Raw genomic sequence first — 26,265 nt, 5'->3', positions numbered from 1 at the left:
GGTTCTGGCCGCGGTTCTGGCCCAGGTCCGACCCGGTTCTGACCCGGTTGCGGGCGTGAGCTACCCACCACCCGGGTGACGCGGAGCCGCGTTCCTGTGGGCCCTCGCGCACAATTGCCCCGGCGAACGCCCGCGCAGGGCGGCCGAGCACCGCACTGGGTCGTACGGGCCAAAATGAACGCCTTTGATTGTGCGGGCTCGACGGGTATGCTCCCCCCGACGCCCGAGGTGTCCCAATCATGAAGCGCACGCTGTTCGGAACCTCCATCCTCGCCGCCCTGTTGGCTCTCGGTAGTCTGTGGGCCGGCACGCCCCCGGCCGAAGCCAACGCGGCTCCGCCGACTCTGCCCATGCAGCCGTTCCAGGACGCCAGCGTCCAAGGCCAGTCGCGTCTGCTCGGTGTGGCGATCCCCGCTGACGGAAAGCTCGGAGATCTGCTTCGCAAGAACGCCCAGATCTCCGCCGGTTTCCAGATCATCCCCCGTCGGAGCTTGCCCGGCGCGCTGATCAAGGCCCAGACCTTCGACAAGAAGGCATGGAGCGCGGTCGGCAACGTCGACGTGGTGATCCTGACCTCCGAGGCGGGCTCACAGATCCGCATGGCGATGTACGAGATCAGCAAGGGCGACAAGCCCGTGCTGAGCCGTGGCTACCCAGCTGGGGACCCGCTCACGGCCGCCAACAAGTTCATGAACGACGTGATCGAGTACTACACGAAGGAGCCCGGCGTGTTCGGCTCCCGCATCGCGTTCGTCCGAACGCGTCGTGATCCGGTCACCAGCAAGAACGTCTACACCGTGCAGATGAACGGTGAGGCCACGTCCGCGGTGACCAGCAACCGCTCGCTCAACATCCTGCCCAACATGGGTCCGGGCGGCGAGGTCGTGTTCACCAGCTACGCCAAGCGCAACCCGGATCTGTGGATCAGCAGCGGTGGCGGCCCCACCCGCGTGTCCAAGTTCCCGGGCCTCAACCTCGGCGGCGCCGTCAGCCCCGACGGCGGCACGATCGCGCTGGCGCTGTCCAAAGACGGCAACGCGGAGCTCTACACCATCGACCGCAGCGGCAACATCAAGAGCCGCCTGACCAAGAACCCCGCGATCGACGGCTCCCCGAGCTGGAGCGGCGGCGGTCAGATCGCGTTCGTCAGCGATCGCGCTGGCGGGCCCCAGGTCTATCGCATGAGCGCCTCCGGTGGCGGCGAGAGCCGCGTGACCAAGGCCGGCAACTATAACCAGTCGCCGGACTGGAGCCAGGGCGCCAGCCGTGGCGAGTGGATCGTCTACTCGGGCCGCGACGCGTCCAACCGCTACGACATCTTCAAGATCGACGTGAAGTCCGGCAGCGTGGTCCGCATGACCCAGAGCCCGGGCCGCAACCTCGATCCCACGTTCAGCCCCGACGGCCGGTGGGTCGCCTACACCCAGGGCGGCAGCATCTACGTGGCCAACGAAGACGGCAACAACAACGTCGAGATCGCCAAGGGCGCCAGCACCCCTGACTGGGGACCCAAGGCGAACTGATTTAGACCCCCACAGGCACCGTGCACTCCGCACGGGTCTGCTGTTCGCGACCGTATGAGTGGCCCCCTCCTAGGGGGCTCTCTGCGTCTTCGGCGGTCGGCCTTCACTACGCGCGGGTCTGCTGTTCGCGACCGTATGAGTGGCCTTCACTCCGCACGGGTCTGCTGTTCGCTACCGTATGAGTGGCCCCCTCCTAGGGGGCTCTCTGCGTCTTTGGCGGTCGGCCTGCACTTTGCTTGGGTCTGCTGTTCGCTACCGTATGAGTGGCCCCCTCCTAGGGGGCTCTCTCGTCTTCGGCGGTCGGCCTTCACTGCGCACGGGTCTGCTGTTCGCAGTCGTATGAGTGGCCCCCTGCCTTCACTGCGCACGGGTCTGCTGTTCGCAGTCGTATGAGTGGCCCCCTCCTAGGGGCTTTCTTCGTCTTCGGCGGTCGGCCTTCACTGCGCGCGGGTCTGCTGTTCGCTACCGTATGAGTGGCCCCCTCCTAGGGGGTCCCCAACGGGTCGGGTTCGGGCTATGCGGACCGGGTGCCGACGACTCAGGCGGTGATCGACATTGGGAGCAACAGCGTGCTGCTGCTCTTGGCTCGGCGAGGGCCGGATGGGGCGCTCTCGATCATCCGCGACGAGTCGACGGTCGCGCGGGTGTCCGAGGGCGCGGCGAGCCGGGGGACGCTCTCGGCTGAGGCGATCGAGCGCACGCTGGAGGTGCTGCGACGGTATCGCTCGCTGGCTGATGCCGAGGGCGTCACGCGGATCACGGCGGTCGCGACCGAGGGGCTGCGGATGGGCAGCAACGCGGCGGAGTTTTTGGTGCCTGCGAGCGAGCTGCTCGGGGCTGAGGTGAGGCTGATCTCGGGCGACGAGGAGGCTCGGCTGTCGTATCGCTCGGTCGCGCTCGAGCACCCCGAGGTCGATCCGCTTCGCGTGATTGACATCGGGGGTGGGTCGACGGAGCTGGTCGTGGGGCGTGGGCTCGAGGTCGAGCAGGCGGTCAGCCATCGGTTGGGGTCGGTGCGGATCTCCGAGCTGCTCTCGGACGGACACCCGCCCAGCGCGGCCGCGCTCGATCGGATGCTGGCCCACGCGCGCGAGGTGTTGTCGGCGCAGCCGCTCGCCGCGGAGCCCGAGCTCTACGGCCTGGCGGGCACGGTGACGACCGTGACCGGGCTGTTGCTGGGGCTCGACCGCTACGATCGTGAGCTCGTCGATCGTAGGCGGGTTGGGATCGGCGAGATCGCTCGGTTGCGCGGGCGACTTGCGAGCCTGAGCCTGGCCGAGCTGCAGGCCATGCCGATGCTCGGGGTTGGGCGCGCGGACGTGGTCGTGGGGGGCATCACGATCCTGCTCGCGGCGCTCGAGCACTGCGGTGCGCAGACGCTGGTCGTTCGGGATCGCGGGCTGCGCTACGCGCTGATCCAGTGAGAGGCACCGGTCGCCTGCGTGGCGACCGGCGGGGCCTTCAACGCGCTGTTCTAGTCTAGCCTCGCAGTCCGAAAATGTAGCGTTGGCAATTCCCGTGAGCACGTGAAGTCTGTGCATTGGTCAGCCATGACCAATGTACAGATCAACCAGATCGTGACGGGGGTGCCCCGCCACGATATCCACGTCACCTATCTCCAGTTTGCGCGCACGCTGCTCGCAGATACGCGCGCGTTGGTGCTGTTCGAGCGCATGGCCGCGAAGGCGCAGATCGAGCATCGCTACTCGGTCTTGGCTCCGGCCACGAGCCCCGATGCGCGCTCGGTCGACGGCGATGAGGTGTACATGCGCGGCGCGTTCCCGCCGATCTCGCGGCGCATGCAGCTGTTCGAGCGTCACGCACCGCAGCTCGCTGTCGAGACCGTTGCGAAGCTCAATCTAGGCGCCGCCGCCGAGCGCATCACCCACGTCATCGTGACCACCTGCACAGGCATGTACGCGCCGGGTCTCGACCTCGAGCTGGTGCAGCAGTGCGACCTGCGCCCCGAGGTCGAGCGGACCATGGTTGGATTCATGGGCTGCCACGCCGCGATCACGGGCCTGCGGCTGGCCCACCATATCGTGCGCTCTGAACCCGCGTCGCGGGTGCTGCTCGTCAACCTCGAGCTTTGCACCTTGCACCTTCAGCACACGACCAACATCGAGCGCATGCTCTCGTTCCTGCTGTTTGGCGACGGTTGCTCGGCCAGCCTGATCAGCGCCGATCCGGTCGGGCTCACGATCGATCGCTTCAACACCACGGTGATCCCGGGGACCCGCGATCTGATCACGTGGAAGGTGCGTGATCAGGGCTTTGACATGTTCTTGTCGGGCCGCGTCCCCGCGAACATCTGCGCGGGCCTCCAGGTCGTCGCGGACGCGATCCTCGACGACGCGTCGGCGAAGCAGCTCGAGCTGTGGGCGGTGCATCCGGGCGGGCGCTCGATCCTCGACGCCGTCGAGCGTGGCCTCGCGCTCGAGCCCACGACGCTGGCCGCGTCGAGACGCGTGCTCGCAGGCTACGGCAACATGTCCTCGGCCACGGTCATGTTCGTGCTCGAGTCGCTGCTGGCCACATCGACGCCCGGCCAGCGTGGCTGCGCGATGGCCTTTGGGCCCGGCCTGAGCGCGGAGACCATGTTCTTCCACAAGCTGTAGGCGCGCGCATGATCGACTTCACGCAGCGCTCCACGCAGGCCGAGCTGATGGATGATCCCGCGGTCGGCTACGACGAGTTTCGTGCGTGCCTCGCCGACCTCGCCCGCGTCAACGTGTGGACCCTCGCGCACCGGCCGACGCTTCGATTCTTCGATCGACTGCTGGCTTCGAGTCGCGCGCTGGGCCGTCCGCTCGAGGTCGTCGACGTCGGCAGCGGGTACGGAGACCTGCTGCGCGAGCTCGCCAAGTGGGCGCGGCGGTGTCGGGTCGAGGTCTCGCTGACTGGCGTCGATCTCAACCCGTGGTCGCGCGTAGCGGCTGCGCAGGCGAGCGCCCCCGAGCTCGGCATCGAGTGGGTGACCGCGGATATCTTCACCCACGCGCCGCCGCGTGGCGTCGACGTCGTCGTCAGCTCGCTGTTCACCCACCACCTCAGCGACGCCAAGGTCGTCGAATTCCTGCGCTGGATGGAGGCACACGCTCGGGTCGGTTGGTTCGTCAACGATTTGCATCGCCACCCCTTGCCCCACCACGTGTTTCGTCGCGTCGCTCGTTGGGCGCGGCTGCACCCCTTCGTTCAACACGACGGCCCGGTGTCGATCGCTCGCGCGTTCGTGCCCGCGGACTGGCAACGGCTGCTGAACGAGGCCGGCGTCGAAGCAGGCGCCGCCGAGGTCGAGCACGTGTTCCCGTTTCGCGTCACCGTCGCGCGCCACAGGCAAGCTCGCTCATGAGTGATGCGCTGATCGTTGGTGGCGGGCTCGCTGGCGCGGCGCTGGCGATCCGACTGGCCACGGCCGGCCGCGCGGTGACGCTGCTCGAGCGCTCCACGGGGCCTCACGACAAGGTCTGCGGGGAGTTCTTGTCGAGCGAAGGCGTGGCCATGCTCGCCTCGCTCGGTGTGGATGTTTCGGCGCTGGGCGCCGTCGCCATCCAAGCTGTGAGGCTGTGCTCGCGGCGGCAGGTCACCGCCGCGCCCCTGCCTTTTGCTGGCGCGAGCCTGTCGCGTCGGGTGCTCGACGAAGCCCTGCTCGAGCGCGCCGCTGCGGCCGGGGCAAGGATCTTGCGCGGCACCAGGGTCAGCGAGCTGACGCGCGACGGCGCAGCCTGGAGCGCACGCATCGCGGGTGGTTCACAGCTGGCAGGACGCAGCGTGTTCCTGGCCACGGGCAAGCACGACCTGCGCAGTCACAAGCGGCCCCCCGGCGTACAAGCGGATCTGGTCGCGTTCAAGCTGCACTGGCGCCTGACCCCGAGCGAGACCGCGAAGCTCGAAGGCCACGTCGAGCTCGTGCTGTTCGAAGGCGGGTACGCGGGGCTGCAGCTGATCGAGCGCGGCCGGGCGAACCTGTGCCTGGTGATCCGTCGCCAACGCTTGCTCGCGCTCGGTCAGCGCTGGGAGCGGGTGCTGCACGCGATTCGCCGCGAGTCCGCTCATCTCGACGCACGGCTCGCGGGTGCCCACGCGTACCAGCGTCGACCACTCGCCCTGTCCGCGATCCCCTACGGCTACGTCCGACGCTACACCAACGGGCTGTGGCGCCTCGGTGATCAGGCGGCGGTGATCCCCTCGTTCACCGGTGACGGCATGTCGATCGCGCTACACAGCGCGAACCTGGCGGCCTCGATCTACCTGCACGGTGGCAGCGCGCAGGACTACCAGGGGCAGCTCGCGCGTGATGTCGGACCGCGAATCGAGCTAGCGACGAGGCTGTCTCGCGCGCTGGTGCAGCGGCGAGGTCAGCGAGTGCTGGCGCTCGCCGCATGGATCTGGCCCGGGCTGATGAGCACCGTCGCCACGCACACGCGCGTGCCCGACCGCGTCCTCGCGGTCGCGGCCCGCCGACGGCCATGACCTGCATGGGCCGCGCGGCGTCGTCGGTCAGACTATCCCCTGGAGCTTCCTGATCTCGATGGCCGTGGGAAAGCTGGCGCCCGAGCGGCGGGGACAGACACGCTGGTCGAAGCGGGCGCGACGAGATTCAGGCTCGCTGTGCTACTCGAAAACTGTTCCGCCGCCACCGCTGCCACCGCCGCTACCACCACCGCTGCCGCCATCGCCGCCGCCGCCATCGGGCTCGCAGGAGCTCAAGGGTGGGTGGGGGCCGACCCCAAACGGCTTGCAGTAGTACCCGTACGAGCCGCTGGTATTACAGTTGCAGTGATCGGCACAGTCACTCGCCCCGGCGCAGGGTACATAATCGCCCGCATGGAACTCGGGAGGGTAACTACAGTACTCCGCCGGAGGTAGCGGGCTGACGCCCTGTGGTTGGCAGGTGGAACTCACGCAGCCGCATTGACTCCCCCAACATTGAGAGTCGTTCCAACAATAGCGAGGCGCGTGAACGTGGTTGCTCGCGCCGGGTTGTGTGTTCGGGTTCAGGCTGACTTCGGAGCCGCCGCTTGCCTCACCTGCGCTCGCTTCACCCGAGCTCTCTATCGGCATATCCGTGAGCTCACCATCATCGTCCAATTCTGCGCCGTCGTCCTCCGCGAAGGCGTCGACTGGAGTGGGAAGCGACACGTCTTGATCACATCCAAGCGTCAAGGCGCTCGCAGTGATCGCTAGTGTGGCGAAAAGAACTTGAAGCTTGGGAGCTGAACGATTCGACATACTCTTCAAGTCGGTTGTCGCGTGCGTTCGACTGAACGAAGCACAGTGAGGCACATCACTTCGAAACCATGACTGCGACGTCCCGACAACCTCAATCACCACGCGATGCGAGATCACGTCACCCGCCCCGACCGCAGGAATTCACCGATCTGGCGCAGCTGCCCCTCGAGCGCGAGGTCGAGCTCGTTGGTCGGCGCGGCGCCGTCCTGCATGCACGCGTGCAAGCGATTGCGGGCAGCGACCAGGCGACTACGCAGGGTTCGCTCGGGGATGCCAAAGCCCTCGGCGAGCTCGGCTGCCGTGTGATCATGCCAATAGTACAGCTCGAGCAGCTGCTTGGTCTCGACTGGAAGTTTGCGAACACACCCAAGCAGCTGCTGGTGACGCTCGATCGCCGTGACGAGGTGCGAGGGCGAGACACCGTCGACGTCCTCGACAGAGTGCAGCATGGGGTCGAACTCTCCCTTGCCCCGATAGCGTTGACGCAGAAAGTCGAGCAGCGTGAACCGGGCGATCTTGAACAGATAGGTTCGAAAGCTCGAGCGCCCCTCGAAATTGGGGACCGCCGAGACCAGCCGACGAAAGGTCTCTTGGACGAGATCCTCGCGATCCGCGTCCCCGACCGCAGTGAGAAAAAATGCCCTGAGTTGGGCGAAGTAGCGGTCCACGAGCAGGTTCCCGGCTCGGCGGTCACCCTCTCTCCAACGCTCGATCAACTGGAGATCCGTGTCGTCCCGCACCGCGGGCACTCTAACACGGATCCTTGCAGCGACGGGCCGCTGCGCCCAACTACTGTGGGAGTGGCTTGAAGTGCGTGTCTTGGGGCGGGGTCCGGGTCGGAATGAGCTTGAGGACGGTCGGTCCGACCATCCGCGGTGGCTCGGTCTCGATCGGTGTGGGTTGGGGTGGCGGCCCCTTGGTCCCCGGGTCGCTCATCGTGCACATCATGGGCGTGCTCATGACACAGATCGTCACGGCAGCAGTTCGCAGCCTCGTTCGCATGGGTACATCCTCTGGAAGGGTTGAGCGAGCCCTGTCGACGCGGTGGCTCGCTTCTCGATGGTCGTCGGGTTCACGCGAACGATTGCCGCGGAACCCCAAAAATGCGATCTGAGTCAGGCCACTCATCCACGCTCGTGATCGAGGGCGCGACCGAACTCGGCGAGCGACGGCCCCAGATCTCGAGTGAGCGAGGGATCGAGCGACAGCAAGCGTCGATGGTGTTGTCGAGCCAGCTCGACCTCACCGAATTCGAGCAGGTTCCACGCCAGCGAGAGCTCGCAGTTTACCCGCTCGGGGAGCTGCGCGAGGTGTTCGTCGAATATCGCGAGCGCCTCGGTCAGCGCCTCGAGACCTCGCCTGTCGCGGGCGTCGGCCAGAACCTGGCCCGCCCATAACAGAGCAAACGCGCGATCGTCCGCAGGTTGTTCCGGGTGTGCGCGGGCCAGCTCGAGCAGTCCGGGCGCGCGCCGACGCGCTTCGGCTGCATGTCCACGATTGGACTCGAGCTCGATCAACCCCGTGGTCGCGCGCAGTCGGACGCTTGGGTGCCGGCTGGCGATCACGAGGCTCAGAACGTCGCCAGCCGCGTCGCGGGACTGCTGGTCGGCGTGCGCGAGCGCGAGTCCATAGTTGAGGGTTGCGATGTCGATCTCGGGTGGATTCCCGGGCAGACCCGCGCCGAGCTCGCGAGCGCGCTCCCACGCCGCTCGGGCCATGTCGCGGTCCTCGAGTCCGTTGGCCGCGACCCCCAAGTTGATCAGCGCCTCGAGCTCTAGCAACGGGTGCTCGCCCAGCTGCGTGCGAACGCGCTCGAGCCGGGCAGCTGCCTTGGCGTAGTCCCCCTCGTTGAGCTCGACCACACCCTTGGTCAGCTCGTACTCGACGCGCAGGTCTTCAGGCAGATCACCGGAGCGATCCATGATCGCCTTGGCCTCGCGCAACGAACGGGCTGCGCTCACGAGCGCGCTGTCGTCAACGGCCGAGATCTTGGCCGCCCGCAAGTGGGCGGCGGCCAGCAGCGAGTCGTTCGCGCAGGCCAGCGCGTGAACGATCGATTGGTCGAGCCAACGCAGCGCCTGTTTGGCGTCGTGCCGCTCGCCATGAATGTGGCCAAGACGGTAGCTGACCGCGGCGGCCTCCTCCGAGTAGACACCGGATTGCGTGCAGCTGCTTCGGGTTTGGACACCGGCCCACAGCTGCTCCCCGCGCGCGAGCGCCTCATCGTAGTCGGCGAGCGCCTCGCTCAGCTCGACTCGGTCGAGCGCCTCGTCGGTCGCGCTGTCGAGCGGCACCGCGACCAGGTCACAGTAGGCGCGGGTGTGAAGCGGCTCGAGCAGCTCGCTGATCCTTGGCGCTGCGGCCGGATCGAGCGAGCTCAGCAGCTCGACGCGACGATCGAAGCGCCGCAGCCAGCGCTCGTGGCATCCCGGATCCACGCCCTGGCCGCACGCCGCGACTCGATCTTGGCGCCACTGGGTCGCCGCGCGATCGAGGCTGGAGATCACACGCTGGGCGGCGAGCCCGGTCTCGTCGAGGTCGAGCTCGCGCAAGCGAGCGGCGAGGGCTTGCTTGCGGGCCGGGTTCCAGACCCGTTCCAGCTCGAGGCCAGCCTGCGCGCATGGATCGGCGGCCGCCCGCCCCGGCGCTGGATCAGGTGGGGATCCGAGCTGCACCCCACCGAACACCAGCACCCCGCCCAAGCCGACGGCCCCGACGGCCCACGCATATCGGCGCCGACGCGTCGGCGTATGCTCGAGCGCGGCGACGAGCGTGGACATGTCCGCATGACGGTCGTCCATGCCCTCGGCGAGGCCGCGGCGAAGCAGCGCGTAGAGCCAGCGTGGGAGCTCTCGCGGTCGCTCGCCGACCGTCTGCGGCGTGGGTCGCTCGCCGACCAGCAGCTCCCACAGCGAGACACAAAACGCGTACTGATCACTGCGAGCGTCGACAACCTCGCCGCGTCGTTGCTCCGGCGGCATGTAGGCCGGGGTCCCCATGAAGCTCGCCTCGGTCGTGGCCCCCCTGTGCGCGGGACCGGCGGGTTGGTGTGACGAGAGCGGCGCCCCGCCAGCGAGTCCGAAGTCGGCGACCAACGCCCGTCCGTCCTGTTGCAGGAGCACGTTGTCGGGCTTGAAGTCGCGATGCACCAGGCCCTTTTCATGAGCGGCCGCCAGCCCGCGACCGGCCGCCACGAACACCGAGATCAGCTCGGCCCGCGTCGGCTTCGTCGCCTCGGCCCACTCTCGCAGGTTGTGCCCCGCCACGTATTGCATGGCGATGAAGAGCTCGCCACTGGCGGCGGTGTCGACGTCGTAGACGGACAACACGTTGGGGTGATCGAGCAGCGCCAAGGCCCACGCCTCGCGGCGAAGCCGATCCTGAGATCGGTGACGGTTGGACAGGAGCCTCGACATGACCTTGATCGCGACCGGTCGTCGGAGCACGCGGTCGTCGGCGAAGAACACGGCGCCCATGGCCCCGCGGCCGAGCAGGTGACGGATCGTGTATCGCTGGTCGCGCCCGATCGTCACCGGCTCGGGCTCGTCGAGCAACGCCAGCCCAACGAGCGCCGAGCGGAATTCGACCTCGGCCTCGAGGCTCCGCCCGCCATCCCACGAGAGCTGGGTTGGGACGGCGCGCTGGCCACCGTCGGTCGTCTGCGCGGGGGTCCCCGCGCGCGGCGAACTCAGGCCCGTCGTCATCTGCTCGTTCGCCTGCGCGGGTGCCCGCGTCGTCATTGTAGCGGTCGCTCCTGCGTCGGTGACCTCGTCATGCATCGGTGATAGTCGAGCGACGACGACGAACGATTGACCTCAGCCACACTCGACCGAGAGGCGCGCTACGGACAGATCTAGCAGAGTAGCCGGCGGATCGTCGTGATCAGGGCGTCCGGGTCCGTGGGCTTGACCAGGAACCCCGAGGCGCCGAGTCGCAGCAGCAGACGCCAGTCCCGAGCTCCACCGACGCCCGTGACCACCACGATCGGCACGTCGCAGGTGCGTGGGTTGGCCCGCAGCGCGGCGGTCAGCTCAGTGCCGTTGAGGCCGGGCATGCTCAGATCCAAGATCGCGACGCTCGGCGGGTCACGGATCGCATGCGCGAGGGCGGTGGCGCCATCCGTGACGAGATCCAGCGTGGCATTGGGAAACGACCCGCTGATGAATTTCCCGGTCCAGCGCAGACACGCATGATCGTCATCGGCGATCATGATCCGCAGCGGGGCGCTCGACTCACTCGAGCGCTCGCGCGCGAGCGCCAGCGCGGTCCGCAGCGCGTGGGCCGACTCGATCCGGTCGTTCGGGTCCTTCGCCAGCGCGCGCAGCAGCACCTCGTCGAACACATCCGAGAGCTCGGGCGCGACCTCGCTCGGCTTTGGCGGGGTCTCGTGGATGTGGGCGCGCAGCAGCTCGACGACGGTCTTGGCCTTGAACGGGTGCCGCCCCGTGAGCAGCTCATAGGCCATGACGCCGATCGCGTAGATGTCGGAGGCGTGCGCGTACTGGGGCGGGACGTGCCGCTCGGCGGCGATCTCGGGCGAGATATACGCTGGCGTCCCCGCGACTCGCTCGCGCCCGGCGGCCCATCCACCCAGATTGATCGCCAGCCCCATGTCGGTGACGACCGCCCGAAACCCGGGCCCGATCATCACGTTGCTCGGCTTGAGGTCACGATGGACAGCGCCCACGGCGTGCAGCGCCGCGACGCCGCGGCAGATCTGGTCGAGCAGCGAGAGCGCGTCGTCGAGGCCGACCCGTCGCTGATCATGGCCGGCGACCCACTCCTCGAGGGTCGTGCCCTTGATGTACTCCATCACGAAGTAGGGCGAGCCCTTGTAGTCGCCGCGAGCGTAGATCTCGACCAGGTTTGGGTGCCGAGCGCGAGCCATTGCGCGCGCCTCGCGAACAAACAGCTCGTGCAACTCCTCGGTGTCGACGTGCTTGGGGTGGATGAACTTGATCGCTACCTCGCGCTCGAGCCTCTCGTCGACGCCGTGCAGCACGATCCCCATGCCTCCCTCGCCGAGCTGCCCGAGGATTCGATAGGAGTTCTGGATCAGCGCGCCGATCGGTATCCAACCCAGATAAGGGAGGTCGCCCGTGCGTGGCGACAGCTCATCGATCGAGATTGGCTTGGTGTCCTCCATCGCCACGGGCACCGGAACCCCGGCCAGATCCATCTCGGCGTTGTCTTCGTTCACTGCTCCCATGGTGGCCCACGTGAATTACCGGGAACCAACGCACATTGCTCGCAGCAAAGCTTGCCGGCGGCGATAGCGACATGACCTAAAGTTGCCGACTACGCGGGTGTCGCTCTGCGCCTAACATGAGCGTGTGGATGAGCCAGCCGGCGAACAGCTGCGGGAGCTCGGGCGGCGAGATGCCGAGCACGCGCTCGGCCTGGCCGTTCGCGCGCTCGTCCACGAGCTGCGCAATGCCATCAATCCGATGCCCATGCAGCTCGCCGTCTTGCGCAAAGCCGTCACGCGCGGCCGGGATCTGCAAGAGGTGCTCGATGGCCTGGATCAGAGCATCCTGCGCGCTCGAGAGACGCTGCATACCGCCTCCAGGCTCGCCGACGAGTTCGCGCCGCCCGATGCCGACGATAGCTAGAAGCTAGAGCCTTGGCGTGGTTGGGCGCTGGCGGTCGGGCGGCGTTGGCGGCTGCAATTTGTCGAGCAGGAAGGACAAGCGCCGCATCTCTCCCATGATGAGCTGCAGCCGCGCGTGCTTGGTGGAGTCAACGCTGCTCCGCTCTCGCGCCAGCTGCCGTTCGAGCAGCTGCGCCTGCAGATACATGTTGTTGATCAGATTTCCGACCTCATGGGTGAAGGCGTCGGCGTCACCCTCGGTCACGGCGCGTCGCTCCTGGCCACGTGGCAATTGTAGTGGCGAATTGTCGGGCCAAACATCATCGTGGGTTTCATCGTTGTCGTTGCTGCCAGCAAGCGCCGCGGTACGCAGAGGCGCCCCGAGCGGGTCAGCGTCCTGACCCCGAGCGCGAATTATCATCGCCCTGCGCCTGACACACCGTACCACTCTATCGCATGCGGATCGCCCGAATGCGTCAACGGTGACGCGCAAATCGTGCCGGAGCAATCGCTGCCTGCACGGGTGGCAGTGAGACGCGAGCGACACCTCATCGCGCGACCAGGTCCGCGACCAGTTCCTCCGGCAGCGTCCCCGCCCGTTGAAAGCCGCGCATGTGCAGGATTGGCTCGGTGCCGAGCGCGGCCACCGTCTTACCGGCGATGAGCTCGCCATACTTGCGAGGTTCGTAGCCAGCGAGCTCGCGGCGGACAGCGAGGCGGTCGCCTGAAGCCCGCGAAGGCAGGCGCTCGAGCAGATCAATGAGCGCGTCGAGGCTGTTCATCTTCATATAGGGACAAGTCGCGCAGCCGCCCGCGGTCGAGCAGCCCTCGCCGCCAGCCACGCCTGGAATGATCGGCAGCCCGGCGTCGCCCGTGGTGGTCACGGCGTCGGCGGCGACGGGAAAGATGATCTCGATCTCCACCGCGGCTTCTCGGGCTGCGGCGAGCCGACCACGCAGCGCGCGAACGATCGCGGTGACCATGCCGGCCTCGGTGCCCAGCACGAAGCGCAGGCGCCTGGGCTGCGCCGACGCGGGCTCAGCCAGCGCGGCGTCGAGCCTCGCGGTGATGTGATCCAAGATGTTCTTGGTCGAGCCAACGACGCCCCGACCCTCGCGCTGGGCCCTGAGCGCGAGCGCGAACATCTCACCGGGGACCTCGAGATGGGCGGTGATGTCGACGTCCGCCGCCGCGTGGTCATAGTAGTCCCGCTCGACCTGGGCGGTGACGGCAGCACCAAACATGTGGTGAACCACGCAGTTGCCCTGCTCGAAGTAGTGAAAGCGCGGCAGCAGGGCGCGGATCGTCTCGGCGGTGTGGGCCGGATGCAGCGCCGCGATCACCCCATCACCCAGCTCTGCGAGCGTCGAGAACAGGCGCGCGAGGTTCTGGCCCATGTACGTGTCGGGGCCAAACCACACGTGGGCCTGGGGCGCCTGCGCGAAGGTCTGCAGCACCGTTGCGACCACGTTGCTCGAGGTGCAGGTGATCGTCGGGACCACGTGGTGCGCGTGGGCTTTGGTCCGCAAGCTGGTGTTGATGTAGACGACGTGGAGCGAGTGGGGGGTCGCCGCGGCCTGCTCGAGCCACGCCGCGTAGGCCCGAGACTCGGCGGCCTCGGCCAGTGAACAGCCGATCGCCTGCTCGGTCACCCGCCAACACCCAACGTCCTCGAACCCCGACGCGTCGAGGATCGCCCGCACGTTCTCGGACATGAAGTCGACCCCGAGCACGACGATCTCCTTGGCCCCCGCGCGGGCCATGTCGACGCCGCGATCGGCCATCACCAGCGAGTCCGAGATGTTGATGTGCGGCCAGTCGCAGGCCCACAGCACCCCCTGCAGCTCGGCGTCCATGTAGTAGTGCGCGACCACGCCGGCCTCGCGCGAGCGCAGCAGCGCTTCGAGCCGCGCGACCACGTCGGGGTCGGGATCGAGAAATTCGGCCTGGGCCTCAGCAAACGCGCCCTGGGCGACGTAGCGATCGGCGCGGATGATCAGCGAGGGGAAGGGTGCAGCGCTGGGCAAGGCGACCTCGTTAGCCCAAGCGTAACGCAAATCGTCACGCCTGGTGGTCGACGTGCGCTTTGTCTTGTCGGCTTCGCGCGCGCGGGCTGGGCGGTCGCGCTCAGCGCTCGGCGACGACGTAGACCAGCCAGCTGTCCTGCTGCTCGACCTCGTGGACCTCTTCGTACTCGCCCGTGCCCTCGAGCATCTCGTCGTCGTCGTCGTCGTCCTCGTCGTCCTCGTCGTCGTCCTCGTCGTCCTCGTCCTCGTCGTCCTCGTCGTCGTCGTCCTCGTCGTCCTCGTCCTCGTCGCCCTCGTCGTCCTCGTCCTCGTCGTCTTCCTCTTCGACCTTCTCCCAGTACACGCGGACGTTGGAGAACCCGGCCTCGTAGAGCAGGTCGCGCAGCTCGGGGATCGACCACAGGCGCCACTCGTAGGTGAACGCGCGCTCGATCCTCGACCCATCTTCGAACTCGAAGTGGATGTGACAGACGATGTCGTTGTTGATCGGGTTGAACGACTCTTGCTCCCAGATATACGTGTGCCCCTCGAGCTCGCGGATCTCTTCGTCGGTGTCGATCGCCTTGGTCCCCCCGAACAGCTCGAGGAACAAGATCCCGCGCTCGGCGAGGCCGGCGAGCGCTCGCTCGAAGTAGCGCGCCAGCTCGTGGCGCTGCTTGAACACGCAGAAGCTGAAGTTGAGCGCCGCGATGATGTCGGCGGGCTCGACCGCGCGCGCGTCGACCTCGAGCACGTCGCCCTGAACCAGGGTCAGGCGCTCGCCGAGGGCCTCGGCGTTGGGGACGATGTTGTGCGCGCGGCCCCACTCGAGGGTCGGCCCGTCGAGGTCGACACCAAACGCCCGACGCTCGGGCTCGGCCAGGCACCAGGTCGTGGACAGCAGCGCGGTGCCGCAAAAATCCTCGCGCAGCACCCTCGCAGCGGCGCCACGCAGCTCCTCGTAGATGTTGGCGAACAGCTCGCAGTCGGCGTCTGGCGACTGCACGGAGCGCTGGTACAGCTCGTGTAGATCCGCGCGCGAAGCCTGGGTCGGCGCCTTGCTCTTGCGTTTCTTGTGTTGCTTGCCGCCCATGTCCGTGCTGTCCGTCTCGCGTCGTCGTTGTGCTCAGCAGTTCTCGGCGCTGATGTAGACCCACCAGACGCCTTCGTTGTCGAGATCGTCGACCTCGGAGTAGGTGCCGAGGCCGTCGCCGTCTTCGTCCTCGTCCTCGGTCCAGATCCGCACGTTGGTGAACCCGGCCTCTTGCAGCAGCTCGCTCAGCTCGGCCAGGCTCCACACCCGCCACGAGTAGGTGAACGCGTTGTCGATCCGGGACTCGTCCTCGAACTCGAAGTGAATGGCGCAGTCCATGTGCGAGGTCAGCGGGTTGAACTCGACCTGCTCCCACACGTAGATGAACGTCTCGCCGTCGTTGATGACGCCAGTCTCGTCACGGACCTCGCGCTCGTTGACGTCGTGCATGCAGACCTCGGTGCCGCCGTAGGCGTCGAGGTACAGCACGCCGTCAGACGTGAGGCCGGCCCGCGCGGCCTCGAAGTACGTGCGCAGCGAGTCACGGGTGTCGAAGCACCAGTACGAGAAGTTGAAGCCGACCGCGACGTCGGCGAGCGGGGCGCTGGGCTCGAGCACGTTGCCGTTGCGCAGGGTCAGGCGCGACTCGTAGTCGCCGCCGGCCGGGCGGATCCGCTTGTCGAGCCCCCACATCAGCGTCTCTCGATCGAGGTCGACGCCGATCGCCGTGCGCTGCGGATGGCTCTTGACCCACGCGAGGCTGAACACCGCCGTCCCACAAAAATCTTCGCGCACGCTCAGCGCTTCGCGGCCGCGCAGCTTGCGAAAGGTCGAGGTCGTGAACGCGACCTCCGAGGGAGGATCTTGAACCGACAGCTCGTAGAGTTCGTGCCGGTCCGCGGTCGCGGCCCGGCCCTTGGGACGCTTTTGCTTGGCCATGGGGTGCCCGCGATGTAGTGGAGCGGGCGAAGGTGGTCAAGGGCCCTACTGTTCCAGCATCGGCCTGAGGCCATCGTAGGCGTGGGTGATCTTGCGCGCGACCTCGGTCGCGGCGGCATACTTGTCGGGATCGCTGGCGAACTTGTCGGGGTGGTACTGCGCGATCAAGCGCCGGTACGACTTGCGAACCGTGGCAAAGTCCGCGCCGACCGGGACCTCGAGCGTTCGGTACCAGCCGTCGATCTCGCGCTGGCTGGCGTTCGCACCTGGTCCGCGCGCGCGCGCCTCTTCGAACGCGCGCTCCCACGCGTCCTCGGCCTTGGTCGCGGCTCGGCGCGCACGTCGGCCGGCCTTGGCCCCGATCGTGTCTGCGACCTCCTGGGCGACCTCTCGCTCGACCTCGTTGTCGAGTCGCCGCCGCTCGCGGGTGTCGGTGTCGGTCGAGAACGCGCTGGCGAAGTCCGAGACGTTCGCCCGCGTCACGTCCCACAGCCGCTTGCCGATGCCCACGGATCGAAGTGTGGCGCCCTACGCTCACGAGGGCAAGGGGTCTGGGCGGCGGATCCCGGTAGGCGCGGGCCCAGCCGCAACTCACTTGGTCTTGGGCTGCCCGCGCGTTACCGCGGGAAACTGCCGCGTGCGCTCGTCGTCCGCGCCGTCGCTCCCCTGGCCTGGGATCGGCGGCGGGCGGAACACAGTCGTGGCCTCGCCACGCGCTGTGTCAGTCGGTATCCGGGGGAACGAGGTCGTCGCTGTCTCGTCCTCGTCGTCGTCGACCACCGGCTCGAAGCTGGCCTCGCCAAACTGCAGGTCCACGGGCGCGGGCCGAGCGAGGCGAGCCCGGGTGGTGTCGTCGTCGCTGATGTCGCGCTGCCGCGGCTCGAGCTGGTGCGGCTCGGGCAGGCGCAGTGGTGTCCCGCTGTCGAGCGGACGCCGCTGCTCGAGCAGCGCGTCGATCTGTCGAGCCATCTGGTCGCTCAGACTCACAAACTCCACGCCCATGCCCTGCGGCCGCCGAGAGTGACGCACGACCTTGGCGACCGCCTCGATCACCGTCAGATCCTCGACGAGGATCGTGAAGCGCAGCTCGATCAGGGATCCGACCGGCAGCAGCTCGGCGCTGTGAACGAAGACCCCACCGCGAGATAGGTCCGACACCCACGTCGAGCTGTCGCGCGAAAATTCCTCGTTGATCGGGATGCGATCGCCGCCACGGCGCTCTTCGCCTGAGTCTTCGGAGCCCGCCACTTGGTTAGTCTAGGCGATCTGGGGGTGCTGGTGCGATCGGGACGCTCGCAGACCGTGCTCGGCGTAGTTGGCCAAGTAGGGCCACGCTTCTCGCCGCATCTGCTCCCCGATCTCGAGGCGCTCACGGCCAGTGAGCGCGAGCCAGTCGTCGAGATCGATCTTCTCGGCGACCTCGAAGCTCTCAGCGATCCGCAGCACGCGCGAAGCCCCTCAAATAGGACGGAAATGCACAGGAATCGAACCTGCCCGAGACGCTCTCGCGCCCCACACCGGTTTTGAAGACCGGGGGCCGCACCAGCGGGCCATGCACTTCCACCCGCGACGATAACCCCGGATCGTAGAACTAGCCAGCCCTCTACGGCCCAGCCCTCTACGGGCCAACCCTCTACGGCCAACCCTCTACGGGAAGCACAGGGCCGAGCACTCTTCGAGGTCCGGCACGTCGTCGCCGTTGATGTCGACGTCGGTCCACACGCTGTCGGCCTTGAGCTGGAACACGTGCCTGGCGTTCTCGCCGTCGCTGTTGAACAAGCCAGTTGGCAGCGAGCTAAACTCGTAGGTCGAGGTCGAGCTGCCGAACGCCGAGACCTCGATCTCGATCGCGTCGCCAAATTCACCGCCGCCCTCGTCGGTGCCGTCGCCAGCTGGGGGCACACCCACGACCGGGGGCGTCTGGCCTGGGTCGTACTCTTGCCAGACCATCTTCGACTCCTCGAAGGTGTAGGCGAAGCACTGGCAGCTCCACGTGGAGAACTCGGCGTTGACGCAGGTCGAGGCCTTGATGTCGACGTTGGTGCCCTCTTCGTGGCAGGCGGCGGCGGCGACCAACCCACCCATGAGGTCGGGTGGCTCGATCCCGGCCGTGGGCATGAAGCGCAGCAAGAACCGGTTCTTGCGACCCTGGGTGATGTCTTCGTACGGGGTCCCGTCGAGCGAGTACTTCTCGAGGGTCCACACGCCTGTCTCGTCGAACAAGCGGTTGTCTTCCGCTTTGCAACCGCTCGAGAACGAGGTTGCGAGTGAGACGACGACGGCAGCGACGGTGGTGACAACGCGGGAGCTGGACATGACGCTTCTCTCGTTTGGCGGGCACTGCCCGATCGGGGCCCGGGACCATACCACAGCGCGTTGTCGCTGAGCGCACCACGCCGCCTGCCGACGCATCACGCTCCGCGACTCGGCGCGCAACAGCGCTGGTTGACACACACGCGAGGCAGCCTTAGCTTCGCGCGCGGTGTCCGCAAAACGCGACTATTACGAAGTCTTGGGAGTCTCGCGTGACGCAGGCGCGACCGAGGTCAAGAAAGCCTATCGCAAGAAGGCGATGGAGTTTCACCCGGATCGCAACCCCGACGACCCGGCAGCTGAAGATCGGTTCAAGGAGTGCGCCGAGGCGTTCGAGGTGCTCAGCGACGATCAAAAGCGTCAGCTGTATGATCAGTTCGGCCACGAAGGTCCGCGCGGGGCCGGCTTCCAGGGCTTCTCGGGGACCGACGAGATCTTCGCGCACTTCGGGGATCTGTTTGGGGATCTGTTCGGCAACCTCGCCGGCGGCGGCGGGCGTCGACGCGCCGGCCCGCAGCGCGGCGCGGACCTCAAGATGGCCATGGAGATCCCCTTCATGGAGGCCGTCGAGGGCAGCGAGCACGAGATCACCGTGCCCAAGCGGGTCGAGTGTGACAGCTGCGACGGAACCGGCGCCGAGCCGGGCACCTCGCCGATCGCCTGCCCCGACTGCAACGGTCGCGGACAGGTGATCCACGCCCAGGGGTTCTTCCGGGTCCAGACCACCTGCCCCCGGTGCCGCGGCCGCGGCCAGGTCATTCAGACCCCCTGCCACAGCTGCTCGGGCAGCGGCGCCGTTCAAAAAGAGAGCAAGCTGACCGTCCGGATCCCGGCCGGCGTCGACGACGGCCAGACCCTGCGGGTCCCCGGCGGCGGACAGCCCGGCGTCATGGGCGGACCTCCCGGCAACCTCTACGTGGTCCTGCGGGTCCAGCCCGATCCTCGGTTCGAGCGCGAAGAGTACGACATCTTCAGCGAGGTCGAGATCTCGATGTTCCAGGCCGTGCTCGGCACCAAGGTCACGATCCCCACCCTCACCGGCGAGGCCGAGCTCGAGATCGACCCCGGCACCCAACCCGAGACGATCATCACCCGCCGCGGCGAAGGCATCCCCGTGCTCGGCTCGCGCGGCAAGGGTGACCAGCACGTGCGCGTCAAGGTCACGGTCCCGAAGAAGCTGACCAGCGAGCAAGACGAGAAGCTGCGCGCGCTCGCCAAAGAGATGGGCCTGGACGTGGCCGCCAAGAAAAAGGGCCTGCTCGGGTCGCTGTTTTCATGACCCCCACAACCACTATCGCACTTCGCAGGCGGTGTTCATGACCCCCACAGCCGCCGTCGCACTTTGCGGTCACTCGCTTCGCTCGCTCCCTTTGGGCCAGTCGTATGCGGGCGCATGATTGGCCCCCTAGAAGGGGGCTTCGCTGGTTTAGACCCCCACAGCCGCCTTCGCACTTTGCGGTCACTCGCTTCGCTCGCTCCCTTTGGGCCAGTCGTATGCGGGCGCATGATTGGCCCCCTAGAAGGGGGCTCGTCTGATTGCCCGCCAACGACTTTGTGCTTGGGGCACAGTCGTGTGATTGGTGCCCGACCCGTCGACGTGAGCGCGTACTGGCGAGGGACATGCCACCGCGTGAGGAACGACCTCAGTAACGAAGTCGCTCGCGGGCAATGAATCGAGCCCCCTTTTAGGGGGCCAATGATGCGCTCGCAAACAGCTAGCCCGTGGGGAGCGAGCGAAGCGAGTGACCGCAAGGTGCGAAGGCGGCTGTGGGGGTCATGAACAGCGCCTGCGAAGTGCGAAGTTGGCTGTGGGGGTCATGAACGCAACAAGGAAGGGAGAGGCTTTCCTCTCCCTTGGGTCGCTCCGGGCGGTGCCGGTTCCTCGTGTCGGGGCCCCCGCGGGCCTCGGTTTGGTTTGTGACGCGTCGATGATCGCGGGGCTTGACGCGTTGGCCGAGCGGGTCGGCCGGGGTAGTGGGTGGCTCCGCTGATTTGGGGAGCCTGATCATCACGGGCCAGTGCCCGCGTCAGGAGTGTGATCGGTGGGGGACGGCGGCGAACTCGCTGGTGGGCCGACCGCCCAACCCGGGACTAGGAGGTGCCTCCTTCCGCGGCGTTGGCCGTCCAGTAAGGGGAAGGGATAGTCATCGCGGCTGAAGTTTCGATCATCAGTACCTCCTGTGCCGGGTGCCTGAAGCGACAACATGATCGTAGCAGCGCGAGCGGGCCTCGGCCAAAGCTCATCCAAATCCCCGAGCACCGTGAACCCACACGAGGCCCGGCGCTTGCCGAACGCGAGCGCGGACCTACCGTGGTGGATGTGAAGCATCCCTTCTTCAGTCTGCCCACCGCGGCTGACCGGCGAGATCGTTGGTCGTGGCATCTGGGCCGCATCTTGGGGATCCCGACCCGCATTCACGCCAGCTTTGCGCTGGTGTTGGTGTGGATCGGGATCTCGACTTGGAGCGCCGCTCACTCCAGCGTCGCCGTCGCGCTCGGTCTGGGATTTGCGCTGGCGGTGTTCGCCTGTGTCCTGCTCCATGAATTCGGCCATGCGCTCGTTGCACGTCGGTTCGGGATCGAGACCCGGCGCATCACCTTGCTGCCGATCGGCGGCGTCGCCGAGCTCGAGCGCGAGCCGAGCGATCCGCGTGCCGAGCTGTGGATCGCCGTGGCGGGCCCGGCGGTCAACCTGGGGATCGCCGCCACGCTCGCGCTGGTTGGGTTCGCGCTCGGCTCGTTCGCAAGCGGCGGGCTGCTGGCGCTGGTGTTGTCTGGGCTGGTGTGGGCCAACCTGATGCTCGGGCTGTTCAACCTCGTGCCGGCGTTTCCGATGGACGGCGGTCGGGTGCTGCGGGCGCTGGCGAGCAAGCGCGTGGGTCCGGTCCGCGCGACGCAGATCGCGGCGAAGCTCGGGCGCTACCTGGCGGTTGGGTTTGGCGTCTGGGGTCTGTTCGGCGGTCAGCCGGTGTTGGTGTTGGTCGCCGCGTTCGTGTGGTTCGCTGCCGGCCGCGAGCTGAAGCGCGTGCGCAATCGGCCAGCCCCACCCGCGGGCAACCGCGTCATCTACGTGTGGCGCGGGTGAGCCGGGGCTGGCGCGCTGAGGCTCACAACAACGGCAGGGTCTTTTGTGCGCGCAGCTCGACGAACACGTCGACGTTGCCAAAGTTGCCCGCGCTGATCTGCACGGTGTCGAACCGGCTCGCGCTCACGCGGAGCAGCGCAGCTTCGGCGCCGAGACCCGCGGCGGCGAGCGGGCCGAGGGCGAGGTCGGCCCGGCCGGTGTCCGAGACCAGACAGGTGACCTCTTCACCGGTGGGCTCGCGGACGCCATCTTCGCCCGGCGTGAACGCCTGCAGCCGCAACACGATGGTCTGCGGGTTGCGGCCGGGCGGGCGCCAGTCGATCGTCAGGCGATCGTCGGCGACCTTGGCGGTCTCGAGCGCGAGCGGCATGGGGATCGCCACCGAGGCCGAGAACGACTCGAGGTGGCCGTCTGGCGAGCCGTCGACGCTGACCACGATCGGCGAGGTCCCGTCGGGCTCGACCGCCAACCGCGGGATCCGATCATCGACGTGGGCATACTCGACGCCCGAGAGCCACGGCAGGATGTCGGGCACCAGCGCGAGCGGAGCGACGAGCTCGCGGTTGCCGAGCAAGATCCGCAGATCCCCCGCGTCGACGAGTGTCAGCTCTCGCTCACCGTTGGCGCGCGGGGTGTGGGCGACGGGCAGCAGCGCCTCGCTCGCGATGCACTGGCCGACCACGAGCTGATCCCAGACCGGCAGCGGGAGGTTGGTCCGCGCGCGCACGAAGTCCTCGGACACGCCGTGGTACTCGACGAAGCGCGCGTGGAGCTGCAGCTGGGGCTCGGGCTCGATCTCGTCGGGCCGCGGCTGCAGCACCAAGTGCACGCGGCCGAGGTGCCCGGTCGTGGCTTCTTCGCTCGCGCTGGCCTCGACGATGGAATTGCGCCCGGGCTCGGTTGGATCTTCTGCGCACCCGAGCAGCGCCCCCACCACCACGACGCCCAGGAACGCGAGGTTGCTCGAGGCACTCGCGGACGACATCCGAGCGCGAAGGGACGTCGGCATGGCCTTAGAGATAACGCGGCTACGCCAAAGTGTCAGCAAAGCGGAGAGATCGGGCGTCAGGCTCGCGCTGGGTGGGCGATCCCCGCCGCGACCTAGCGATCGGCGCAGGATTCGGACCACTCGTAAATCCTAGAGCGCATAGGTATGGAATCCAGGTGCGTGCCTGCTCTACCCTGCCTGCGGCATGGCCAACGATGACAGCACGCTCGTGGACGAGCTGGCGAGGCTGGCGCACCTCGAACTCCCCGCGGCCGAAGCCCACGTGCTCGGTGCGCAGCTCGAGACCATCCTTGGCTACATTCGCAGGCTGCAGAGCGTAGACGTGACGGATGTGCCCGAGTACCTCACCGCGGTTCAGGTGCGATCCGGTCTGCGCGACGACGTCGAGGCCTCGACCCTGGACGTGGATCGAGCGCTGGCCGCGGTCCCGGCCGTGCATGATCGCCTGGTGGCGGTCCCGAAATTCAAGGACTGACCGGTCCCGATCGTGAGCGACTTCGACGACATCCTGGCCCGATCCGCGCGCGCGTTGGCGAGCGGGATCCGGCGTGGCGAGCTCTCGGCGGTGGACGTGACCCAGGCGCACCTCGAGCAGATTCAGGCGACCGAGCCAGCGCTCCACGCCTATCGCTGCGTGACCTCCGAGCTGGCGCTCGAGCAGGCGGCGGCGGTCGATCGGGCCCGCGCTGCAGGTGCGCAGCTGGGTCCGCTGGCCGGGGTCCCGGTCGCGCTCAAGGACATCTTCGTGACCGAGGGCGTCGCGACCACGTGCGGCTCGGCGATCTTGTCTGGCTGGGTGCCGCCGTATCAGGGCACCCACGCCCAGCGGCTGGCCGACGCGGGCGCGGTGCTGCTCGGCAAGCTGGCGATGGACGAATTCGGGATGGGCTCGGCCAGCGAGAACACCCCGTTCGAGCCGGTCCACAACCCCTGGGCGGTCGGCCACGTGCCGGGCGGGAGCTCGGGTGGGACCGCGGCCGCGGTCGCGGCCCGCAGCTGCGCGCTGGGTCTGGGCACCGACACCGGGGGTTCGATCCGCCAGCCCGCGAGCCTGTGCAATTTGGTCGGGCTCAAGCCCACCTACGGTCGGGTCTCACGCCACGGAATGATCGCGTTCGCGTCGAGCTTGGATCAGGCCGGGCCGATGACCCGTGAGGTCGGCGACGCGGCGCTCGCGTTGGGGGTGCTCGCGGGCGTGGATCCAAGCGACGCCACCAGCCTCGACGCGCCAGTGCCCGACTACCTCGCGGCGGTCGACGCGGGCGCGCTCGGTCAGCTCGCGGGCACCACGATCGGGGTCCACCGTCGCGCGCTCGAGCTCGACGGCCTCGACGCCGAGGTTCGGGCCCGGTTCGAGGCCAGCCTCGCGGTGCTCGCCGACGCGGGCGCGCGGGTGGTCGACATCGAGCTGCCGCACTTCGAGCACGCCGTCGCCACCTACTACGTGCTGTGCACGGCCGAGGCCAGCAGCAACCTGGCCCGCTATGACGGGGTCCGCTACGGGCTCCGCCGGGCCCGCCCGAGCCTGCGCGAGACCTACGAGGCCACCCGCCACGATGGGTTTGGGGTCGAGGTCAAGCGCCGGATCTTGCTGGGGACCTTCGTGCTGCGGGCCGAGTCCTACGCCGACTACTACGGCCGCGCCATGCAGGTGCGCAGCCTGATCGCCCAGGACTACGCCGCCGCGTTCACGCGCTGCGACATGATCGCGAGCCCGACCTCGCCGGTCCCGAGCTGGCGGATCGGCGCCAAGGTCGACGACCCGCTCGCGCTGTACCTGCTCGACGTGTTCACGATCGGCGCGAACCTGGCCGGGCTCCCAGCGATCTCGATCCCCGCCGGGTTCACGACCAGCTCGCCGCGCCTGCCGATCGGCCTTCAGCTGATCGGGCCGCACCTGGCCGAGCCCGCGCTGCTGCGGGTCGCCGCCGCCCACGAAGCCGCGACGGCCTGGCACCTCGAGCGGCCGCCCGCAACCGGAGCCGCGAGCTGATGCCGATGTCCGACTACGAGGTGGTGATCGGGCTCGAGGTTCACTGCCAGCTCGCGACCGCCACCAAGATGTTCAGCGGCTGCGGCTACGCGGTCGGCGCCGAGCCGAACTCGCAGATCGACGCCTACACCCTGGGCTTGCCGGGGACCCTGCCCGTGCCCAACCGCGCGGCGGTGGACCACGCGCTGCGGCTCGCGCTCGCGGTTGGCTGCGAGATCCCGCCGCTGTCACGCTGGGCTCGCAAGCACTACTTCTACCCGGATCTGCCCAAGGGCTATCAGATCACCCAGGCCGACCAACCCTACGCGCTCGGTGGCGCGATCGAGATCCCCGATCACGCCCGCCCCGACGACCCGCTCGCGACCACGCGCGTGCCGCTGCTGCGCATCCACATGGAAGAGGACGCGGGCAAGAACACCCACGCGGATGAGCACAGCTTGATCGACTACAACCGCGCGGGCGTGCCCTTGGTCGAGATCGTCTCGCTGCCAGCGCTGCGCTCGGCGGCCGAGGCGGCTGACTACGTTCGCGAGCTGCGGACGATCGTGCGGTACCTGGGGATCAGCGCCGCCAACATGGAAGAGGGCACGCTGCGGTGTGACGCCAACGTCTCGCTGCGGCCGGTCGGCGCGACCGAGCTCGGGACCCGCTGCGAGATCAAGAACCTCAATTCGTTCAAGTTCATCGAAGCGGCGATCAACGCCGAGATCCGCCGCCAGGTCGACCTGCTCGACGCGGGTGAGGCCGTGATTCAGTCGACGATGAGCTACGACCCGGGCCGCGATCAGACCAAGGTCATGCGCACCAAGGAGGCGGCGGCCGACTACCGCTACTTCCCCGAGCCCGACATGCCGCCGCTGGCGATCGACGCGGCGTGGATCACCGCGGCCAAGGCGTCGCTGCCGGCGCTGCCGTGGGCGCGCAGGCGGGCGCTGGTCGAGTTCGGTCTGTCGGCCTACGACGCCGGGGTGCTCACCGCCGACCACGAGCTCGCCAACTACTTCGACATCGCGCTGGCCGCCTGCGCGGAGCTCCGCGGTCAACCCGCGGCGTCGCTGGCCAAGACCGTCTGCAACTGGGTCACGGGCGAGCTGCTCAAGCTGCTCAAGGCGGACGACTCGGACGACACAGACAGCACGAGCGGGCGCTCGCTCGCCGCGTGCCCGGTCTCGCCTGCGGCGCTCGCCGAGCTGATCGGGCAGATCGAGGCCGGCACGATCTCGGGTCGCGCGGGCAAAGAGGTCCTGGCCAAGCTGTTCGCCGAGCCAGGGCGCTCGCCCACGCAGATCATCGAGCGCGACGGCTACCGCCAGGTATCGGATCAAGCCGCGATCACGGCGATGGTCCGCGAGATCGTCCAGGCCCACCCGCAGCAGCTCGAGCAATTGCTCGCGGGCAAGGACAAGGTCCGCGGCTTCTTCGTTGGCCAGGTCATGCGCGTCTCGAACGGCCAGGCCAACCCGCAGGTCGTTCAGCAGGCGCTCGAGACCGTGCTCGAGCAGCTCGCGCGAGCGGACGACAAGCCGGATCCGAGCTGAGACA

At 67.9% G+C, this 26,265-nt stretch carries 24 protein-coding genes and 1 tRNA gene; 11 read left to right on the top strand and 14 right to left on the bottom strand.

Going from position 1 to position 26,265, the window contains the following annotated elements:
- Nucleotides 1–239: 239 nt before the first annotated feature.
- The 5 genes from ENSA7_RS03625 to ENSA7_RS03605 all read left to right on the top strand — a co-directional run bounded on the left by ENSA7_RS03625 (nt 240) and on the right by ENSA7_RS03605 (nt 5,996).
- Nucleotides 240–1,523 carry a beta-propeller domain-containing protein gene (locus tag ENSA7_RS03625; protein WP_106087788.1) on the top strand — a complete coding sequence of 428 codons (1,284 nt, stop codon included), beginning with the start codon at nt 240–242 and terminating at the stop codon, nt 1,521–1,523.
- A 527-nt stretch (nt 1,524–2,050) separates the two neighbouring features.
- Nucleotides 2,051–2,947 carry a Ppx/GppA phosphatase family protein gene (locus ENSA7_RS03620; RefSeq protein WP_106087787.1) on the top strand — a complete coding sequence of 299 codons (897 nt, stop codon included), beginning with the start codon at nt 2,051–2,053 and terminating at the stop codon, nt 2,945–2,947.
- 126 nt (nt 2,948–3,073) lie between these two features.
- Nucleotides 3,074–4,141: a type III polyketide synthase gene (locus ENSA7_RS03615; RefSeq protein ID WP_106087786.1), complete on the top strand. Its 1,068-nt coding sequence runs from the start codon at nt 3,074–3,076 to the stop codon at nt 4,139–4,141.
- Nucleotides 4,142–4,149: 8 nt separating this feature from the next.
- The gene (locus ENSA7_RS03610) at nt 4,150–4,875 is read left to right on the top strand and encodes a methyltransferase domain-containing protein (RefSeq protein ID WP_106087785.1); all 726 of its coding nucleotides are present in this window, start codon (nt 4,150–4,152) and stop codon (nt 4,873–4,875) included.
- Nucleotides 4,872–5,996, top strand: a complete 1,125-nt coding sequence (locus ENSA7_RS03605; protein WP_106087784.1) for an NAD(P)/FAD-dependent oxidoreductase — start codon at nt 4,872–4,874, stop codon at nt 5,994–5,996. The genes ENSA7_RS03610 and ENSA7_RS03605 overlap by 4 nt, the downstream gene beginning before the upstream one ends.
- A gap of 872 nt (nt 5,997–6,868) precedes the next feature.
- Here ENSA7_RS03605 and ENSA7_RS03595 read toward each other — a convergent pair.
- The 4 genes from ENSA7_RS03595 to ENSA7_RS03580 all read right to left on the bottom strand — a co-directional run bounded on the left by ENSA7_RS03595 (nt 6,869) and on the right by ENSA7_RS03580 (nt 11,955).
- Nucleotides 6,869–7,495 carry an RNA polymerase sigma factor gene (locus ENSA7_RS03595; protein ID WP_181233069.1) on the bottom strand — a complete coding sequence of 209 codons (627 nt, stop codon included), beginning with the start codon at nt 7,493–7,495 and terminating at the stop codon, nt 6,869–6,871.
- 49 nt (nt 7,496–7,544) lie between these two features.
- Nucleotides 7,545–7,715 (bottom strand): hypothetical protein, encoded by a 171-nt coding sequence (locus ENSA7_RS43115; protein WP_181233067.1) that lies wholly within the window; start codon nt 7,713–7,715, stop codon nt 7,545–7,547.
- 164 nt (nt 7,716–7,879) lie between these two features.
- Nucleotides 7,880–10,495 (bottom strand): serine/threonine-protein kinase, encoded by a 2,616-nt coding sequence (locus tag ENSA7_RS03585; protein ID WP_181233065.1) that lies wholly within the window; start codon nt 10,493–10,495, stop codon nt 7,880–7,882.
- A gap of 113 nt (nt 10,496–10,608) precedes the next feature.
- Nucleotides 10,609–11,955, bottom strand: a complete 1,347-nt coding sequence (locus ENSA7_RS03580; protein WP_181233063.1) for a serine/threonine protein kinase — start codon at nt 11,953–11,955, stop codon at nt 10,609–10,611.
- Nucleotides 11,956–12,088: 133 nt separating this feature from the next.
- Here ENSA7_RS03580 and ENSA7_RS03575 point away from each other — a divergent pair, with 133 nt between their 5' ends.
- The gene (locus ENSA7_RS03575; protein ID WP_106087778.1) at nt 12,089–12,367 is read left to right on the top strand and encodes a hypothetical protein; all 279 of its coding nucleotides are present in this window, start codon (nt 12,089–12,091) and stop codon (nt 12,365–12,367) included.
- Nucleotides 12,368–12,370: 3 nt separating this feature from the next.
- Here the strand turns inward: ENSA7_RS03575 and ENSA7_RS03570 are convergent, their stop codons facing one another.
- The 9 genes from ENSA7_RS03570 to ENSA7_RS03535 all read right to left on the bottom strand — a co-directional run bounded on the left by ENSA7_RS03570 (nt 12,371) and on the right by ENSA7_RS03535 (nt 18,639).
- Nucleotides 12,371–12,610 carry a hypothetical protein gene (locus ENSA7_RS03570; RefSeq protein WP_106087777.1) on the bottom strand — a complete coding sequence of 80 codons (240 nt, stop codon included), beginning with the start codon at nt 12,608–12,610 and terminating at the stop codon, nt 12,371–12,373.
- 283 nt (nt 12,611–12,893) lie between these two features.
- Nucleotides 12,894–14,372, bottom strand: a complete 1,479-nt coding sequence (gene nadA / locus ENSA7_RS03565) for a quinolinate synthase NadA (protein WP_181233062.1) — start codon at nt 14,370–14,372, stop codon at nt 12,894–12,896.
- Nucleotides 14,373–14,472: 100 nt separating this feature from the next.
- Nucleotides 14,473–15,444, bottom strand: coding sequence for a class I SAM-dependent methyltransferase (locus tag ENSA7_RS43110; protein WP_181233060.1), 972 nt, complete (start codon nt 15,442–15,444; stop codon nt 14,473–14,475).
- 33 nt (nt 15,445–15,477) lie between these two features.
- Complete coding sequence (locus ENSA7_RS03555; RefSeq protein WP_106087775.1) at nt 15,478–16,323, bottom strand: class I SAM-dependent methyltransferase; 846 nt, start codon at nt 16,321–16,323, stop codon at nt 15,478–15,480.
- Nucleotides 16,324–16,368: 45 nt separating this feature from the next.
- Nucleotides 16,369–16,833, bottom strand: coding sequence for a J domain-containing protein (locus ENSA7_RS03550; protein WP_106087774.1), 465 nt, complete (start codon nt 16,831–16,833; stop codon nt 16,369–16,371).
- Nucleotides 16,834–16,914: 81 nt separating this feature from the next.
- Nucleotides 16,915–17,571, bottom strand: a complete 657-nt coding sequence (locus tag ENSA7_RS03545; RefSeq protein WP_106087773.1) for a PilZ domain-containing protein — start codon at nt 17,569–17,571, stop codon at nt 16,915–16,917.
- 9 nt (nt 17,572–17,580) lie between these two features.
- Nucleotides 17,581–17,769 (bottom strand): hypothetical protein, encoded by a 189-nt coding sequence (locus tag ENSA7_RS03540; protein WP_106087772.1) that lies wholly within the window; start codon nt 17,767–17,769, stop codon nt 17,581–17,583.
- A gap of 22 nt (nt 17,770–17,791) precedes the next feature.
- A tRNA-Sec gene (locus ENSA7_RS43105) sits at nt 17,792–17,885 on the bottom strand.
- Nucleotides 17,886–17,970: 85 nt separating this feature from the next.
- Complete coding sequence (locus ENSA7_RS03535; protein ID WP_106087771.1) at nt 17,971–18,639, bottom strand: hypothetical protein; 669 nt, start codon at nt 18,637–18,639, stop codon at nt 17,971–17,973.
- A 166-nt stretch (nt 18,640–18,805) separates the two neighbouring features.
- On the opposite strand from ENSA7_RS03535, the gene dnaJ reads away from it, so the two are divergent.
- Both dnaJ and ENSA7_RS03525 read left to right on the top strand, forming a co-directional pair.
- On the top strand, nt 18,806–19,915 hold the full coding sequence (gene dnaJ / locus ENSA7_RS03530; RefSeq protein WP_106087770.1) for a molecular chaperone DnaJ: 1,110 nt from the start codon (nt 18,806–18,808) through the stop codon (nt 19,913–19,915).
- Between the two features lie 1,041 nt (nt 19,916–20,956).
- The gene (locus ENSA7_RS03525) at nt 20,957–21,721 is read left to right on the top strand and encodes a site-2 protease family protein (RefSeq protein ID WP_146157286.1); all 765 of its coding nucleotides are present in this window, start codon (nt 20,957–20,959) and stop codon (nt 21,719–21,721) included.
- 22 nt (nt 21,722–21,743) lie between these two features.
- Here ENSA7_RS03525 and ENSA7_RS03520 read toward each other — a convergent pair whose 3' ends face one another.
- The gene (locus ENSA7_RS03520; protein ID WP_146157285.1) at nt 21,744–22,730 is read right to left on the bottom strand and encodes a hypothetical protein; all 987 of its coding nucleotides are present in this window, start codon (nt 22,728–22,730) and stop codon (nt 21,744–21,746) included.
- A 184-nt stretch (nt 22,731–22,914) separates the two neighbouring features.
- On the opposite strand from ENSA7_RS03520, the gene gatC reads away from it, so the two are divergent.
- The 3 genes from gatC to gatB are packed head-to-tail and all read left to right on the top strand — an operon-like array spanning nt 22,915 to nt 26,261.
- Nucleotides 22,915–23,205: an Asp-tRNA(Asn)/Glu-tRNA(Gln) amidotransferase subunit GatC gene (gene gatC, locus ENSA7_RS03515; protein WP_106087767.1), complete on the top strand. Its 291-nt coding sequence runs from the start codon at nt 22,915–22,917 to the stop codon at nt 23,203–23,205.
- Nucleotides 23,206–23,217: 12 nt separating this feature from the next.
- Nucleotides 23,218–24,723, top strand: coding sequence for an Asp-tRNA(Asn)/Glu-tRNA(Gln) amidotransferase subunit GatA (gatA, locus tag ENSA7_RS03510; protein WP_244923699.1), 1,506 nt, complete (start codon nt 23,218–23,220; stop codon nt 24,721–24,723).
- Nucleotides 24,723–26,261, top strand: a complete 1,539-nt coding sequence (gatB, locus tag ENSA7_RS03505; RefSeq protein ID WP_106087766.1) for an Asp-tRNA(Asn)/Glu-tRNA(Gln) amidotransferase subunit GatB — start codon at nt 24,723–24,725, stop codon at nt 26,259–26,261. Before gatA ends, gatB begins: the two co-directional genes overlap by 1 nt.
- Nucleotides 26,262–26,265 lie beyond the last annotated feature (4 nt).

Source organism: Enhygromyxa salina, assembly GCF_002994635.1.
Classification (GTDB): Bacteria; Myxococcota_A; Polyangia; order Nannocystales; family Nannocystaceae; genus Plesiocystis; species Plesiocystis salina_B.
This window is presented reverse-complemented; position numbering and strand designations above follow the sequence as displayed.